15 protein-coding genes and 1 pseudogene are annotated in these 15,932 nt (G+C 36.4%); 11 read left to right on the forward strand and 5 right to left on the reverse strand.

From position 1 onward, the window contains the following. From QZL64_RS03840 to QZL64_RS03860, 5 genes and pseudogenes are all read left to right on the forward strand, one after another. Positions 1-382 (forward strand): annotated as a pseudogene (locus tag QZL64_RS03840) (RraA family protein); the annotation flags it as partial. Between the two features lie 60 nt (positions 383-442). Next, on the forward strand, positions 443-1,924 hold the full coding sequence (locus tag QZL64_RS03845) for a DASS family sodium-coupled anion symporter (protein WP_021840684.1): 1,482 nt from the start codon (positions 443-445) through the stop codon (positions 1,922-1,924). A gap of 240 nt (positions 1,925-2,164) precedes the next feature. Next, positions 2,165-2,611, forward strand: coding sequence for a MarR family winged helix-turn-helix transcriptional regulator (locus tag QZL64_RS03850; protein ID WP_021840685.1), 447 nt, complete (start codon positions 2,165-2,167; stop codon positions 2,609-2,611). Positions 2,612-3,008: 397 nt separating this feature from the next. Then, entirely contained in the window at positions 3,009-4,301 is a 1,293-nt protein-coding gene (locus QZL64_RS03855) for an SLC13 family permease (protein WP_021840686.1), read from the forward strand. Between the two features lie 15 nt (positions 4,302-4,316). Further along, on the forward strand, positions 4,317-5,132 hold the full coding sequence (locus tag QZL64_RS03860; RefSeq protein WP_021840687.1) for an amidohydrolase family protein: 816 nt from the start codon (positions 4,317-4,319) through the stop codon (positions 5,130-5,132). A gap of 272 nt (positions 5,133-5,404) precedes the next feature. Here QZL64_RS03860 and QZL64_RS03865 read toward each other — a convergent pair whose 3' ends face one another. Then, positions 5,405-6,265 carry a LysR family transcriptional regulator gene (locus tag QZL64_RS03865; RefSeq protein ID WP_021840688.1) on the reverse strand — a complete coding sequence of 287 codons (861 nt, stop codon included), beginning with the start codon at positions 6,263-6,265 and terminating at the stop codon, positions 5,405-5,407. 133 nt (positions 6,266-6,398) lie between these two features. Between QZL64_RS03865 and QZL64_RS03870 the strand changes: the two genes are divergently transcribed. The 4 genes from QZL64_RS03870 to QZL64_RS03885 all read left to right on the forward strand — a co-directional run bounded on the left by QZL64_RS03870 (position 6,399) and on the right by QZL64_RS03885 (position 11,246). Next, positions 6,399-8,714 carry a hydratase gene (locus QZL64_RS03870; protein ID WP_021840689.1) on the forward strand — a complete coding sequence of 772 codons (2,316 nt, stop codon included), beginning with the start codon at positions 6,399-6,401 and terminating at the stop codon, positions 8,712-8,714. A gap of 263 nt (positions 8,715-8,977) precedes the next feature. After that, positions 8,978-9,925: an ATP-binding protein gene (locus tag QZL64_RS03875; RefSeq protein WP_021840690.1), complete on the forward strand. Its 948-nt coding sequence runs from the start codon at positions 8,978-8,980 to the stop codon at positions 9,923-9,925. 186 nt (positions 9,926-10,111) lie between these two features. Continuing rightward, positions 10,112-10,648, forward strand: coding sequence for a cyclophilin-like fold protein (locus tag QZL64_RS03880; protein WP_021840691.1), 537 nt, complete (start codon positions 10,112-10,114; stop codon positions 10,646-10,648). Between the two features lie 85 nt (positions 10,649-10,733). After that, positions 10,734-11,246: a lecithin retinol acyltransferase family protein gene (locus tag QZL64_RS03885; protein WP_021840692.1), complete on the forward strand. Its 513-nt coding sequence runs from the start codon at positions 10,734-10,736 to the stop codon at positions 11,244-11,246. 73 nt (positions 11,247-11,319) lie between these two features. Here the strand turns inward: QZL64_RS03885 and QZL64_RS03890 are convergent, their stop codons facing one another. Together QZL64_RS03890 and QZL64_RS03895 are read right to left on the reverse strand one after the other, a co-directional pair. Beyond that, entirely contained in the window at positions 11,320-12,021 is a 702-nt protein-coding gene (locus QZL64_RS03890; protein ID WP_021840693.1) for a metallophosphoesterase family protein, read from the reverse strand. Positions 12,022-12,035: 14 nt separating this feature from the next. Beyond that, positions 12,036-12,473, reverse strand: coding sequence for a metallophosphoesterase (locus tag QZL64_RS03895; RefSeq protein ID WP_021840694.1), 438 nt, complete (start codon positions 12,471-12,473; stop codon positions 12,036-12,038). A 216-nt stretch (positions 12,474-12,689) separates the two neighbouring features. Here QZL64_RS03895 and QZL64_RS03900 point away from each other — a divergent pair, with 216 nt between their 5' ends. Further along, entirely contained in the window at positions 12,690-13,613 is a 924-nt protein-coding gene (locus QZL64_RS03900; RefSeq protein WP_021840695.1) for a M48 family metalloprotease, read from the forward strand. Positions 13,614-14,342: 729 nt separating this feature from the next. On the opposite strand, the gene QZL64_RS03905 is transcribed toward QZL64_RS03900, so the two are convergent. Both QZL64_RS03905 and QZL64_RS03910 read right to left on the reverse strand, forming a co-directional pair. Next, the gene (locus QZL64_RS03905; RefSeq protein WP_021840696.1) at positions 14,343-14,561 is read right to left on the reverse strand and encodes a hypothetical protein; all 219 of its coding nucleotides are present in this window, start codon (positions 14,559-14,561) and stop codon (positions 14,343-14,345) included. Between the two features lie 100 nt (positions 14,562-14,661). After that, positions 14,662-15,009 (reverse strand): hypothetical protein, encoded by a 348-nt coding sequence (locus QZL64_RS03910; protein ID WP_021840697.1) that lies wholly within the window; start codon positions 15,007-15,009, stop codon positions 14,662-14,664. A gap of 565 nt (positions 15,010-15,574) precedes the next feature. On the opposite strand from QZL64_RS03910, the gene QZL64_RS03915 reads away from it, so the two are divergent. Further along, positions 15,575-15,781 (forward strand): hypothetical protein, encoded by a 207-nt coding sequence (locus QZL64_RS03915; protein WP_021840698.1) that lies wholly within the window; start codon positions 15,575-15,577, stop codon positions 15,779-15,781. The last annotated feature ends 151 nt before the right edge of the window (positions 15,782-15,932 follow it).

The following is a 15,932-nucleotide window of genomic DNA, read 5'->3' on the forward strand; positions in this document are numbered from 1 at the left end:
TCAAGCAGTGGGATTTAAAGGTATGGTTATTGATGGTTATACAAGAGATCTTGATGGAACTATAGAACTGAAGTTTCCTGTATATAGTAAAGGTTTAATGCCGAGAGGACCAATCAAAAAGGCCGAAGGAAATATCAACACAACTATTACCTGTGCTGGTGTTGTCGTAGAGCCTGGAGATTTAGTATGTGGTGATTCAGATGGTGTATGTGTAATACCTAAAAAATATATAGAAATAGTTTTGAGTGCCGCTGAGGAAAAAGCTTTATACGAAGATAATCGGAATAAAACAATTGCAGCGTATAGAGAAGCTAAAAAAAATGGCACAGAATTACCACAACTTGCTCCGCAATGGGTTGTTGAAATGCAGCAAAATAAATAATTAAAATTTTGACTTTCGTATTCCTGGTATTTTCCGTTTATATATGAAGGGAGTATAAGCATGGAAATCGTAACCGAAAAGAAAGTTCCATTTTTTAAAAAATACGGTATGTTAATAGCGTTATTAGTGTTGGCCGCAATTTTTGCGTTACCTACACCGACTGAATTACCAACGGCAGGGCATAGAATGTTAGGTATTTTGGTTTTTGCAGTTATAATTTGGCTCACTGAAGCCGTATCTTATCCGGTTAGTGCGGCAATTCTTTCATTATTAATGATTATATGTGTAGGGTTTTCCCCTCAAGTCGGCAAGCCTGATGTAATTTATGGTACTGGCAGTGCGTTGAAAATGGCTTTTATGGGGATTTCAGCCAGTGCTACAATTTTAGTTGGTGCAGCATTATTCTTGGCTGCGGCAATGACACAGACCGGACTTGACAAACGAATTGCATTATTTATTTTGTCACGTATCGGAAGTAAGACTAATCGTTTAGTCGCAGGGATGATTTTGGTTGGTATTATACTCGCTTTCTTAGTTCCAAGTACTACTGCTCGTGTAGGATGCATGGTCCCGGTTATATTAGGTATTGTTTCTGCGTTTGGGATGAAGACCGGAAGTAGGCTTGCTGCATTATTAATGGTAGTTACTATTCAAACTGGAAGCATTTGGAATACAGGAATTAAAACTGCGGCAGCACAGAATATGGTTACAATGGGTTTTATTGAAAGACTTTTAAATGGTAATATATCTTGGATGCAGTGGTTCATTGCGGCAGCTCCGTTTGCTATTGTTATGTCTATTATATTGTACTTTATTGCGATGTATATGTTGCCACCTGAACTGGATGAAATCAAGGGTGGCGCCGAAACTATAAAGGCTAAGTTAGAGGAGTTAGGTGCAGTTACGCCTGCCGAAAAGAAACTTTTAGCAATTTCTGCTGGATTGATATTGCTATGGGTAACTGAAGGGTTCTTACATAATTTCGATACAACGACAACAACAATTTTAGCTGTAACTTTAATGCTATTACCTTGGACAGGCATTATGACTTGGAAACAGGCAGAAAGTCATATTTCGTGGGGGACTCTTATGCTTTTAGGTGTGGGAATTAGCATGGGTTCTGCCTTACTTACTACCAAGGCTGCACAATGGTTGGCTAATGAAATCTCAGTCGGAATGGGCTTGGCTGATGCATCTATTTTTGGCGTGTTTGCAGTTATTTCGCTATTTATTATTATTATTCATCTTGGATTTGCATCTGGTTCAGCAATAGCTTCGGCAATGATTCCGATTGTTATCGCTCTTTTACAAGGATTACCACTTGAGGGATTAAATATTGTTGGTTTAACAATGGTATTTCATTTTGTTATTAATTTTGGGTTTATTTTGCCGGTTAATACACCACAGGGGATTCTTGCATTTGCAACAGATACTTTTTCAGCAAAAGATTGTATGAAGGTTGGTATACCATTAACGATTGTAGGGTATATTTTGTTGTTAGTTTTCTCACAAACCTATTGGAAGGTATTGGGCATTTTCTAATACTATAGTTTATTAAACTTGGACAGTCAGGATTATTAAAAGTCAATAGGGGCTGATTAAATAATAGTATAAATTTTTACAATAATACTAGGAGGGTGATGGGCATTTGCTCATCACCTTTTTTGTAATTAACGTATTATATAATATAAAATTAGATTAATCATTTGGCTTTGAGATGATATACTAAATATAAAGAGTTTTTATTTGAGATAAGTCTTTATATTAATAGGAGATTTAAAAGTGGCAAGAGCAAGAGTAAGATTAGCAAGATATATTTCATTGCTATATCGATATAGTCAAGTATATTTTAGTGAACATTTAAAGAAGTATCAGCTAGGAAGTGGCCAATATATTTTCTTTATGGAGGCTATACGAAATGATGGAATTACACAAGAGCAATTGTCTAATAATATAGAAATTGATAAAGCAACTACTGCAAGAGCTGTGGCTAAACTTATTGAAGCCGGATATTTTACTAAAGTAAATAATGCTGAGGATCGTAGAGCTTATAATATTTATGCTACAGATAAAGCTCGTGATATGAGAAAAGATATTGAAAATGTATTAGATGAATGGAATGAAAAGCTTTTTAAAGGATTTACTAAAGATGAACGTAATTTTTATCATTCATTAACGCAACGAATTTATGAAAATATCTCTAAAGATGATTTTTTTAAGAATAGATAGTAATTTGATAATGTATTTTCTTGGTGTGATTGTTATGGAATGTCATTGGAATTCTGATGCGGATACAGATACGTTTTTAATCAAGAAAAATAGAAAAGAATCAGAAAAATTAGGATAAAGAAATATTCTTTAAGTTTAAAAATGTAGCGATTGTACAGAATAGCCTGTATAATCGCTATATTTTTTTATTTTTAGCAAAGTTAATAGTATGTAATTTTTCTCCTGATATCTAATCATAGTAATGGATGTTTATTTAAGGCATAAAAATAATCTATATTAGATGCAAAGTAATCAGTATTTGTTGTTTATGACTTTAGATTATATACTGTATTTGAAAATGTAATTGCGCGCAACGAATATCAAAGATGGGTATAGGTAATTGATAGGAGGGAATTGTATGGCTAACATTTTAATTTTATGTGCCATTATACTCGCTATTGCATTAGGGTATAGGACTAAAATTAACACAGGTTTTTTTGGGATAGTATTTGCTTATATTATTGGTACATTTTATTTAGGCATTAAGCCTGGCGACATTATCAAAATGTGGCCGATAAGTATATTCTTTGTAATCTTAGCTATTTCTTTATTCTATAACTTTGCAATGACTAATGGGACATTAGAGAAGTTAGCTCAGCACATGCTATATAGAACTCGCAAAGTTCCTAAATTGTTGCCATTTGCTATTTTTATAGCTGCCACTATTTTAGCTGCATTAGGTGCCGGATTCTTTGCAGTAATGGCCTTTTTCACACCAATCACTATGCTTCTATGCAGAAAGACAGGGTTAAGTCCATTAATCGGCGCTTTGGCCGTTAACTATGGAGCTTTATGTGGTAACAATTTTATGATTAGCCCTGGGGGTGTTGTTTTTATTGGCTTAATGAATCAAGCAGGTTATGAAGCTGTATCATATGGATTTGAATTCCAAATCTTTTTAGCCTCATTTGTTGTTCCAATAGTAGTATTGAGTTTGTTAATCTTATTTAATACACGTAAAAAAGGTAATGCTGATGTTGTAGAAATTTCTTTACCGGAAGCATTTAATGCTGTTCAGAAAAAAACATTAGCTTTAGTTGTATCTATGATTGTAGTTGTATTAATTTTCCCTATTTTACACATTATTTTCCCGCAAGTTGGTCTTATAAAAACTCTTGATAAAGCTATTGATGTTGGTTTAGTTGCTGTTGTTTTTGCAGTCCTAGCTTTATTGATGAACTTGGGTGATGAAAAAGAAGTCATAAAAAAAGTGCCGTGGGGTACATTAATCATGATTTGTGGTGTAGGGATGTTAATATCAGTAGCTATAAAAGCCGGAACAGTAAAATTAATTGCGGGATTTGTTACTGATACGATTCCGGCTCCAGTTGTACCTATTGTAATGGCTGCTATTGGTGGATTTATGTCATTCTTTTCAAGTACTATGGGTGTAGTAACTCCGGCATTATTTCCACTTGTTCCTAATTTGGCTGAAGCTTCAGGTATTGATGCGGCTGTATTATTCTCAGCTATCGTTATTGGGGCACAAGCTACTGCAATATCTCCATTTTCTTCGGGTGGCAGCTTAGTATTAAGTACAGTAAGCGAAGAAGAACGAGTAGATATGTTCGGGAAATTAATTTTTAGAGGTGTACCTATTTGTTTGGGTGCTGCTATCATTTATGCATTTATTGTTAATTTAATTATGTGATAGAGAGGTATAGATATGAGAGTTGACACACATGCACATGTATTTGAGCCTAATTTAAATTTAGCGAGTGATAGACGTTATGCACCTACTTATAGTGCATTGGTTGAGGAATTTATTTCTAATTTTGAATCTAAAGGAATGGACAAAGGCGTATTAATTCAACCAAGCTTTTTAGGATTTGATAATACCTATATGGTAAACGCTATAAAGAAATTCCCGGATAAGCTTTATGGTGTAGCTGTTGTCGATACAACAATCACACTTAAAGAACTACAAGCATTGGCAAAAAACAATATTATTGGAATTCGACTTAATCTATACGCTCGTCAAATCCCTAATTTGAAAGAAGGCAAATGGCCTGAAATCCTTAATTATGTAAAAACATTAGGATGGCATGTAGAGTTACATATTGATGCCGTTCAGTTACCTCCATTAATTGATGACTTATTAAATGCCGGTGTAAAAATAGTAGTAGATCATTTTGGTAGACCTACTGCAGAAAATTTATTAGAGGATGAAGGGTTTAAATATTTACTTTCTGTTGGTAATAGCCAACAAATTTGGGTAAAAATTTCTGCCTCATATCGATTAAAAAAAGAATTGTCTTTTGATGAAAATATTAAGTTAGCCGAAGAATTGATGCCAGCCTTAATAGACGCCTTTGGAGCTAAGCGTTTATTATGGGGCAGCGATTGGCCACATACGCAGTTTGAAAAATTGATTTCTTATGAAAAGGTTTGGGATGCATTTTTAAAACTAGTTCCGGAAGAAAAGTTAAGAAATATTATATTGGACGATAGTTTTGCCGATTTAATTAAAGATATTCAATAATTCTATATGGGTATGAAATACACGAAAGGTTTTAGACAACAATATTGCCTTGATTTATTAGTGCTCATATAAAAATAAGCGACTCGAGGATTATTGGCGAGTCGCTTTGTTTTTTTGTTTAAGAAAAGATATCTTAAATTAGTTCCATAAGAAGTAAATCATCTATAAAATTAGAAATAGTTTTAATTTATTGATAATTGAGTTATTTATTATTTGTACATATTGCTAATTAGTTATATAGTAAATTTGTAAAGAGAATATAGGATATAAAATTACAACTTCCAATTCATAATGAAGTCTATAAAAGCTTTGACCGGTGTCATTGATGTATAGTTATTTCGATAGTATAAATTAGTAGTACGGAGTAAAGGATCACCGGATTTAGTAATTAGTGGAGCGGTATAGATACCGGGAACATCTTGGGCACAACTTTCTGTGAGAAGAGTAAATCCTAAGCCTTGGCGAACTAACTTTATGCAAGTATCAATGTCGTCAACTTCGATGGAAGTTTTAGGGGGCGTTTGATAATGACTATACCACCAATCATCTAATGTTTGCTGTAAATTAGGATCGGTTTGATAATGAATATATGAGTGTTGTGGTAAATTTTCAAATGAAAGTTCTGATTTATTGAACAAACATAATGGTTCACTTAAGAGTTCCAGATGATGTTCGCTCCAATCGTGTGCACCACGAACGATAGTAACGTCTAATTCGCCTTCTAAGAATCGTCGATACAAGCGATAGCTTAAGCCGCTGTACATATTGATGTCAATATATGGATAGGCTAGAGAAAAGGCTGACAGAATTTTTGGAATGTGGTATTTGGCAAAAATATTAGAGCAACCAAGACGCAATGTGCCTCTGATTTCAGTGCCGGTAGCACTTAATTGTTTTTTTATAGCTTGGTAGGCTTTGTCAGCCTCTTGCATATAGTTATATAATTGTTCGCCTTCCGAAGTAAAAGCAATACCACGAGGTTGTCGGATAATCAGATTACAATTAAATTCTTTTTCAAGACGTTTAATACGTTCGCTTAAGGCCGGTTGGGTCATAAATAAACGTTTTGCCGTATAAGTAATATTTTTTTCTTCATATAAAGTTTTTAGCAATATAAAGTCTTTTGTATCCATGAAATCCTCCGATAAATATTTATTATATCAATTATATAAGAACCGTCATTGAGATACAAGGTTAATTTATAGTTAATGTTCGATAGTAAAGTATATAAAGCGTTGGAATAAAAAAGAAAGGTTAGGTAGGGACATGAACGCAGTAACATTAATTTCAGATGGCATTTTTTTAGAAAATGGAAACAAGATTGTCACTAAGGAATCCGTTGTAAACCATTCGCGTAGTCAAGAGTTTGATGAAACAAAAGCCGCTAAAGAAACCATGGCGTATCGAATCATGATGGCACATCAAACTAGTGAAGGGGATGAGTCTTTACGTATTAAATTTGATGCACTTACATCGCATGATATTACGTATGTGGGGATTATTCAGACTGCAATAGCATCCGGGTTAGATCGTTTTCCTATTCCTTACGTTTTAACTAATTGTCACAATAGTTTAGCTGCCGTTGGCGGAACAATTAATGAAGATGATCATGTATTTGGTTTGTCTGCGGTTAAGCGTTTTGGCGGTATTTATGTGCCACCTCATTTGGCTGTTATTCATCAATATATGCGTGAAACTATGGCAGGATGTGGGAAGATGATATTAGGTTCAGATAGTCATACTCGTTATGGTGCATTAGGAACAATGGCCATCGGCGAAGGCGGTCCGGAGTTAGTTAAACAATTATTAGGCCGTACGTATGATATTCAACGACCAAAAGTAGTTGCCATTTATTTGACAGGTAAGCCACGTCATGGCATTGGACCACAAGATGTTGCTTTAGCTATAGAGAAAGCTGTTTTTAAAAATGGTTTTGTTAAAAATAAAATTATGGAATTCGTAGGACCTGGTATACATAATTTATCCATGGATTTTCGCAATGGTATCGATGTTATGACGACGGAAACGACCTGTCTTACTACAATTTGGTGCACAGATGATACGACTAAAGAAATTTTAACAATTCATGGTCGAGGTTCTGATTATAAATTATTACAGCCGGGTAATATTGCTTATTATGATGGTTTAGTTAAAGTAGAACTCGATAAAGTGGAAAGTATGATTGCTATGCCGTTCCATCCAAGCAACGTATATACAATTAAAGAGTTGAATGAAGGCGGTCAAGATTTATTGCGTCAAATTGAAAAAAATGCAGTAGATCAATTGGATAATAAAGAATTACGTCTTATGTTACCGGAAAAATATCATGAGAATAAACTTCATGTAGATCAAGGAATAATTGTAGGCTGCTCCGGCGGTTTATATGAAAATATTATGGCGGCCGCTAATATTGTAAAGGGAAAAGGTGTTGGACAAGAACGTTTTGCCTTTAGCGTGTATCCATCCAGCCAGCCAATTTACTTAGAACTTATGAGAAATGGTGCTCTAGGTGATTTAATGGAAGCCGGTGCTATTATTCGATCTGCATTCTGCGGTCCTTGTTTTGGTGCTGGTGATACCCCAAATAATGGTGGGCTATCTGCTCGACATGCAACGCGTAATTTTCCTAATCGTGAAGGTTCCAAACCGGGACAGGGACAAATTTCCTCGGTTGCACTGATGGACGCACGATCTATAGCGGCTACAGCAATTAATAAGGGCGCTTTAACAGCAGCCACTGAAGTTGATTATGATGATAATATAGCTTCCTATCATTTTAATGATAAACCATATGTTAATAAGGTTTATCAAGGTTATGGTGATGCGAATACAGCTGAAGAACTTGTATATGGTCCATCAATTAAAGCATGGCCAAAAATTGAAGCATTAACAGATAATATTTTGTTAAAAGTAGCTGCATACATTGATGATCCGGTTACAACCACTGATGAATTAATCCCATCTGGGGAAACCTCCTCTTATCGTTCAAATCCTTATGCACTTTCAGAATTTGCTTTAAGTCGTAAAGTGCCGGAATATGTTGGTCGTGCTAAGACAGTAAGAGACTGGGAAAAAAGCCGTCAAGATGGAGTTATTAATTTGGAATTACAAAATGCTTATCAAATGATTAATGACGCTTTGAATCTTGGTAAATCATTAGATGATTTGTCTAAGTCGACACTTGTAGCAAGCATGATTTATGCCAATAAACCGGGTGATGGATCCGCTCGTGAACAAGCTGCATCTTGTCAGCGTGTATTAGGTGGAGGAGCCAATATTGCCTTAGAATATGCTACTAAACGATATCGTTCAAATGTAATTAATTGGGGGATGTTGCCATTTGTAACAAGTGAAACTGACTCTAGAAAGTTGGCGGTAGGGGATTATGTATTTGTACCTAATGTAAGAGCTATCTTATTAAGTGATAGTGACGACTTTAAGGCTTATGTGATTAATAATGGGAAAAAAGAAGAAATTACATTACACCTAGGCTATTTGAGCAATGAAGAAAAATCTATTATTGCTAAGGGGTGCTTAATTAACTATTATGCAGACTCTAAGTCGAATAATGACAAAGATTAATATTAAGAAGTAATACGAACGGGCTGTAACGAAATGCGAGTAGAAAAATACATTTCGTTACGGCCTGTTTTTGCTAGGTTCTCGCTACTTTTTTATTTTACATAGATTTCATATTCTAAAATACCTAATAATGGAGAGCTGAGAAATATTAATTGACATTGTTAATGAGAATGGTTAGAATGTGGTTAGAAATGATTAGAAAGTGATTAGAAAGTTAGAATTTGGTTAGAATATAGATGGGGGAAATCTAAGGAATGAGTAGAATGAGTTTTCAAGAAGAATACGATAGCTTTGAGGATATGCGTTCTATTAATCAGGAGTTAACTTTTGAAGCCACCAAAAAAGAGTTTGATCTTCGAAGGGTTCCATTTGGGCCATCTCAGCTGAAAACTTTAAAACTAGTATCTCCTGATGGATTATATACGAACTTGGGCTTACTCCTATCTGAACAGTGTCCTTATACTATCAAGGCAGCCATATTTCAAGGAACCAATCAAAATATATTTAAAGATCGTAGAGAATTCTCCGGTTCGCTTATGCAACAAATGAATGAAGTTTACGATTATATTGATTTACATAATCAAATCGGTTCAACTTTTGAAAAACTTCGGCGTATCGACACCCGAGATTATCCGGAAGTTGCAGTTCGCGAGGCATTACTTAATACGTTAGTTCACCGAGACTATTCATTTAGTGCCAGTACATTAATCAGTATTTTCGAAGACAGGTTAGAATTTGTTTCTTTGGGTGGTCTGCTCCCCGGGTTAGAGTTAGAAGATGTGACAGCAGGTGTTTCGGTGTGTCGTAATCCGAACCTGGCTAATGTTTTTTACCGTTTAGAACTCATTGAAGCTTATGGCACAGGTATGCAAAAAATTATGGATGCATACGTCGGTGCTCCGTTACAGCCACAACTTCGAGTTACTAATAATACGTTTAAAATTATTCTACCTAATGTCAATACTATGAGAGAAGTGACGGAGAAACCACAGGCGATTAGAGAGACAGTGGTTCCGTTTGGCAGTTCGAATGAGGAAAGAATAATGCATCACTTGGCGGAGAAGCAAGTGATTACTCGCAAAGAAACTCAGGAATTATTGGGTGTTAGTCAATCTACGGCGGGGCGTATTTTGAAATCAATGATAGATAAGGGGCAGATTGTACAGATTGGTGGAAGCCGTAATATACGATATGAATTGGTGAAGAAGTAAATACGTATATTTTTTCATTAGCTACAGCAAGATTTATTGATTTCGCTAAGAAATACATTTTAGGCATAACTAATAATGAGAGATAAGTATTAGAAATATGAACTAAATATAGTTACAATAAAGGTATTAAGAGAATGGAGTATTTGCCTTTTGGATACAGTTTCATTGAGAAAAGAGGGGGCTTTTATGAAAAAAGTTATTGTATTTCTGGCAATGTCACTGATTGTTACCATATTGACGGCCTGTGCCGGCCAGTCGAGCACGGCTAAAGAGGCTGCGAATTCGAATGCTAAAGAAGCTGTAAGCTCGAATGCCAAAGAGGACACGAGTGTTGTGAAAACGCAACAAGCTACACCAAATGTAACGAATCGTAAATTAAAAATGACCGTCGAAGGACAGGAGATTTCTATTGTTCTCTATGATACACCAACGGCCAATGCCCTTTACGAAGCACTTCCTATGACGCTGAGTTTTTCAGATTATAACAGTACCGAGAAAATTGCCTATCCACCTGAAAAGCTGCCGACTAAAGGCGAACCGGATGCAACGGATCCCGATGTAGGTGATTTGTGCTACTTCTCACCATGGGGCAATCTATGCATTTTTTATAAAGACTTTGGAAATTCACCGGGGCTAATTAAATTAGGCCGTGTAGAGTCGGGGATGGAAATTCTATCCGGCATGAAGGGCGATTTTACGGCTACGATTGAGAAGGTGGAATAAGATGAAATATACTAAATTAGGCACAACGGACATTGAAATTTCCAAAATACATATGTAAAGAAATCTAATGGGGAGGTTAGTGATTATGGGAAGAAAAGTTATTCCAGGAGACATTATTTTTTGCGATCGAGGATTTTATTCACATTTTGGGATTTATGTGGGAGAATTAAACGTCATTCATTTTGATAGTAACTTTATTGACAAAGTTACAGGATATAAAGATCCGCGAATTGCTAAGACTGATGTTGAAAAATTTAGGTGTGAGGATAAAATATATACGATTCCGCCACAAGAGTTGTTGTCTGTTATTGATGATTATTGTTCCTTTGAAGATGGTAAATATAATTTTTATTCACCGGAGGAGACTGTAAAAAGAGCATATGGACGTTTAAATGCGCCGAAGAAAGAAAATTATAGTTTGCTGGGCAATAATTGTGAACATTTTGCTATTTGGTGTAAAACAGGAATTCATGATAGCCGCCAAGCACGTAATTATAACCGATTTTCTTCTCATCCGATTACCTGGATTTTTGGCCTAGTAGGGTTGGGGTTAAGTGCCATTAATAAAGAACTTTTCCAAGAGGAAGCGGAATTCTAATTGATACTTAAATAATAAAAAATGAGGTGCAGTTTAACTTGCATCTCATTTTTTGCTATTAAATCAATATTTTTTACGTCCCCAAATCAACAATCTCATCAAACAGCAGTCTGGCTCTATCAATCGGAGAATTTATATCATCGTGATAATGTCCGAAGTACCATTTCTTAAAAGTAAGTTTCGGCTTTAGCTTGGTCAAGAACTCCTGTGTCGGGCAGGTAATGTTGACTTTATTAAAAAGTAAATGACGAATGATATGAATAAATTGTTTGGGTGCCTGATGGGTGATGACGTAATCTACGTTAAAATTGTGCTTTTTCAAGTTTTCAATAGCATAGGATTGTTCTTCAGATGTCGAGTTTTCTTGCTCCCACCATGAAATGCTCGGCGTTCTGTATTGTTTATCCACACTGGCAGCGCCGCCGAAGGGGAAAATAGTTTGGTTTTCCATGGTAAAAATTTCGCCGCGCATGAGGTGGTAGATACCGTCCAAATCATGAACACGGCCGCCCCATTTTTCAATGACAGGATTGCTATATAGTAAGTCAAAATTTTCGTGATTGCCGTCAACAAAGCAAGTTGTAAAAGGGGCATTTCTTAATAAGTCTAATAACTTATCGTCTTTATAGTGCATGTCTAAGGCACGACTGTACCAAGGAATGCCAAAGTCACCGGCGACAATCAAAATATCGTCTTTAGTGCAATCGCTTAATACTTTGATATATTCTTGGATTTGTTCTTTTTCACCATGAAGATCGCCTGTAACAAAAATCATAGGTTAACTCCTTTTTATTCAATCTCAAAAAATTCCCATATTTCATCCAAAGAAACAGGATAGAAGTGATTGGCGTCAACGCCCACATCGTAGCGTCGAATGCCTTCCACTCGATTTCGTTCGTTATACTCGCCCGTTGAGTGGATGTGACCGTGCAACATCATGCTGCCGTGACGATAGCGATTCCACGCTAAAATCGGATAATGCATCAAGGCGATAGGGACTTTTTTATCAGTCAAATATTTATAATCACACATCTCTTTAAAAATTTTGGCATCATATTTCTTATACTTATCATGATTGCCTATGAGGAGCGTCTTTTTACCATTTAGACGACTCAGTAAGGAATTAGCCTCCTGTGGTTCTAGTTTTTGCGTTAAATCCCCTAAGAGATACACCGTATCTTTTTTAGAAACAAGGCTGTTGTAATTGGCGATGAGTGTTTCATTCATTTCTTCAACCGTGTCGAACGGACGATTTCTGTTTTTTAATAACTTTTGGATAGCCTAGGTGCAGATCGCTGGTGAAATAAATCATGGTCGTTACTCCTGTCTTGGGGTATAATCTAGATAAGAATAAAGAATATATCGTAAGTTTAGGTATGGTATTGGACGTACCGGTAATACGTTTAAAACATCAGAGGTAGTGCGAATAGAAAGGGATATTGCATGGGAATTCTATTGCTTATAATTACCGGTCTCATTTATGGCTTGGTAGGAACGGTTATTTTGCACTTTATCAATAATATCTTTGCGCTTTTTGGGGAACCGACCATATTGGAACAGCCGTTTATTTTAGATTTTTTGCAAAAATACAATTTACCGACACACAGCTTTGCCATATCTTGCACTTGGGTGGCACTTTTCTTTTTAGTCGCCATCATCTTATTCCAATTGCCACCGGTGCAGGGCTTGTTTTTAAAAATTAAAGCTATTAGCAAACCGGAAGGTGATTTGAAAAACTATTTAGATGCCTGTTGGCAAGATGTGTGCAATCGCGCCGGCGTTGATGCGGGGCGCTATCGGCTGTATGTGCAGCACAGCAATCAGATTAATGCCTTTGCCCTAGGCCATGACCGGGTAGTCGTGTTGATGGGCTTGATTAATGAAATGAACTCGGCTGAACTTAAGGGGATTCTGGCGCATGAGCTCAGCCATTTGATTCATCGCGATACCACTTACGGTATGACGTCGGTGGCCATGCTCAATGTGTATAACGCTATCATAATTGCTTTTGAATTAATCGTTTGGATGATTACGATGGTGTATAATATACTTCGCTACATTCCGTTTATCAATATTTTGGCAGTTATCTTTATGGCCTTTATCCTATTTATACGATTTATTGTACGAATCCTGCATAGTATCGCTAATTTCGGCTATGTGTTGTTAGCGCCGTTTGGCTCGCGTGTTGCCGAATATCGTGACGATCGTTTTGCTCATGAGTTGGGGCTCGGGCAGGAACTCGCGTCGGCGTTGGCAAAACTGACACGCTACGGCGATACGGAAGGTTTTATCAATCAACTGGTCAGCGATCATCCGCCACTGCGTAAACGAGTGGCTAAATTGTATGAATTGTCGCAACAACAATAGTTAAATTGTTGCCTCAAGAATAGTTGAATTGCCATAGTAAGAATGCATTGAATGAGATTATAGGAGAATAATCTGTTAACTTCATAATAACGTTTAACCCTCCGGTTTGCAATATAGTTTCTTTCGAATACTATTATTACACATCGGAGGGTTATGTATTTGACGGCTAACCATAAATTATATTAGGGGAAGCAAGATAGTCAGATTAAAAATAAGGACAAAATAATAAGGCCTCAAAAAGGCCTGTAAAATACGAATGAAATAAAAATGCCGGATTATCTGCTTGGTGCAAAACATTGGGCTTTGGTTTGGTAGCGAAAATCTGTCTCCAAGATTTCAGAATGATTAACCTTTATTGATTAATAGCTTATTGGTAACAGTTAACGATGAGTTTAATGATTAATAGCTTAACGCTAACAGTTAATGGTTAATGATTAGTGCAGGGACTTTTGTATGTTGAAGGCTCCCTGCAGACCACAACTGCTCATGGCAGCATAATTACAACCAGACAATAAAGTGCCTTGGTTTATCCTATTTTAGGCAATGGTAGAGTTTTAGTTTTACCGGTAAAACCCTGCTCCAAAAAATCCGGCAAACCATATTTAATGTTTTTCGATAACCCGGCAAATTTCATTTGTTAAAAAGCACATAATATATAACTTGAATAGTTTGATGACGTACCTCTGATATAACGAAAGTCGCGATATATCAGAGGTATATCATTTTAACTCAGTACGATACGGTAATTGTTGTCATTTCGGTGGCATTGCCCAAAATGGCGTCGATTTCTTCGAGGTAGTTCTCGATGCGCTCTTTGGCGAGCTTCGCTTTTTTCACAATATCGGCCGGATCGTAGAAAACGGCTTCATACTGTTTGCGAAGGGTAGTTTCCCGTTCTTCGCGGGACTTGGCACTGGCGTTATTAACCGTGCCGAACTCTTGCGCCATACGATCTCTGATGGTCCTTTCACATAGATCATTGATAAAATCAAACTGCTCGGTAGCATTAGTTACCTTCTGGCGCAATTCGTTAACGATATAGGACAGTTCATTTGTGTAGTAAGCTTTGCGAGCAATGGCGCCGGCGAAAGCTTACTTTTTCTGTGCCTGTGTGTTCTTCATCGAGGGTGATGAAACGGGGCAGTTCTACAAAGTTATTCACATTGGCGTCCATGATGGCCACGGCCAATGCTTCGCGGCGACGGATTTTGTCGTTTAACGACTGATAGTTGGCTTTCACTTCGTCTTGCCAGGCATTAAGCGGTAAGCCGTCGATAACAGCCGTCTGGGCCGATTCGGAAGTGACGAACTTTTCGGACATCATGGCTTTGATTTGTTTGTCTAATAACTTCTTTTGACCTAAGGCTTTACGTAGGCTCATTGTTTCAGTGTTCATGAGGGACCTCCTTAATGATTAATAGCTACACATTTCGTTTGATTAGATGGTATCTCATGGGGCATTTTTCCACAATGGGCATCAAAGTTCAATGACGAAAGTCAAGATGTTATGTTTGAATTGTTATTGTTAAAAATCCTATTATTGTGAAAAAACGAAGTTTTACCTATAAAAGCTAGTCATGTAGGAAGACAATTTTTGAGAGGGCTGACAATTGAAATGCCTTTTTTCCTCATGAAGCGCAGTTATGACGAGAATCTATATATTGCTTTTGGTTAACAATTAACAGTATATAATAAGAAGTTATGGAAAACCGCACAACAGTGGGTATTGTGCGGTATTATTTTTACTTTAAATTCGGCTGTGTGAGGAGGGGTATAAAAAGATGAACAGTAACAATAGACCATTATTTTTTTGACGAGTAAGAACTTTAATTCATAGCCCTACATAACTGGCAGTTATTAGTTATTTGTTTGAAGTTTTCAGAAGGGTTGACATTTGATGTGAGAGGCGTATGATAATAACAGAGAAAAGAAATAGTTCTAATTTGGAGGAGGAATTAATTATGAGTTATTCATTTAATTTATCAGATTTAGAAAAGAAGTTATCCTATAATTATGCAGTGATGCAAAATAAGAAAGCAGCTCAAGCCGTTTGCAATTTTGAAATTGAATCGTATGATGACAGTCTTGATTTAGTAAGCGTGGAAGCAATGACTCGGGCGTATAAAAAAGCATTAATGGGACGAGCTTTTAATTTTATAACTCGTTAACATGAAATATATAAAGTGTTAATGCAAATAGAAGTTTGAAATGACAGCAAAAATCCCGTAATCGATGGGGGCCATCGGTTACGGGATTTTTGTGTATGTCATTAGTTTACAAGCTAAGCAGAGTTATAGGACAAAAAGTGTGTGTAGAAAG

The organism is Veillonella sp. CAG:933 (assembly GCF_000431435.1).
Taxonomy (GTDB): Bacteria; Bacillota; Negativicutes; order Veillonellales; family Veillonellaceae; genus Veillonella_A.

Bases quoted from the DNA above. Each gene is read 5' to 3' on its own strand.
- QZL64_RS03845 (WP_021840684.1), top strand. From the start codon at position 443: ATGGAAATCGTAACCGAAAAGAAAGTTCCATTTTTTAAAAAATACGGT.
- QZL64_RS03855 (WP_021840686.1), top strand. From the start codon at position 3,009: ATGGCTAACATTTTAATTTTATGTGCCATTATACTCGCTATTGCATTA.
- QZL64_RS03860 (WP_021840687.1), top strand. From the start codon at position 4,317: ATGAGAGTTGACACACATGCACATGTATTTGAGCCTAATTTAAATTTA.
- QZL64_RS03865 (WP_021840688.1), bottom strand. From the start codon at position 6,265: ATGGATACAAAAGACTTTATATTGCTAAAAACTTTATATGAAGAAAAA.
- QZL64_RS03870 (WP_021840689.1), top strand. From the start codon at position 6,399: ATGAACGCAGTAACATTAATTTCAGATGGCATTTTTTTAGAAAATGGA.
- QZL64_RS03875 (WP_021840690.1), top strand. From the start codon at position 8,978: ATGAGTTTTCAAGAAGAATACGATAGCTTTGAGGATATGCGTTCTATT.
- QZL64_RS03880 (WP_021840691.1), top strand. From the start codon at position 10,112: ATGAAAAAAGTTATTGTATTTCTGGCAATGTCACTGATTGTTACCATA.
- QZL64_RS03885 (WP_021840692.1), top strand. From the start codon at position 10,734: ATGGGAAGAAAAGTTATTCCAGGAGACATTATTTTTTGCGATCGAGGA.
- QZL64_RS03890 (WP_021840693.1), bottom strand. From the start codon at position 12,021: ATGATTTTTGTTACAGGCGATCTTCATGGTGAAAAAGAACAAATCCAA.
- QZL64_RS03895 (WP_021840694.1), bottom strand. From the start codon at position 12,473: ATGAATGAAACACTCATCGCCAATTACAACAGCCTTGTTTCTAAAAAA.
- QZL64_RS03900 (WP_021840695.1), top strand. From the start codon at position 12,690: ATGGGAATTCTATTGCTTATAATTACCGGTCTCATTTATGGCTTGGTA.
- QZL64_RS03905 (WP_021840696.1), bottom strand. From the start codon at position 14,561: ATGGCGCAAGAGTTCGGCACGGTTAATAACGCCAGTGCCAAGTCCCGC.
- QZL64_RS03910 (WP_021840697.1), bottom strand. From the start codon at position 15,009: ATGAACACTGAAACAATGAGCCTACGTAAAGCCTTAGGTCAAAAGAAG.
- QZL64_RS03915 (WP_021840698.1), top strand. From the start codon at position 15,575: ATGAGTTATTCATTTAATTTATCAGATTTAGAAAAGAAGTTATCCTAT.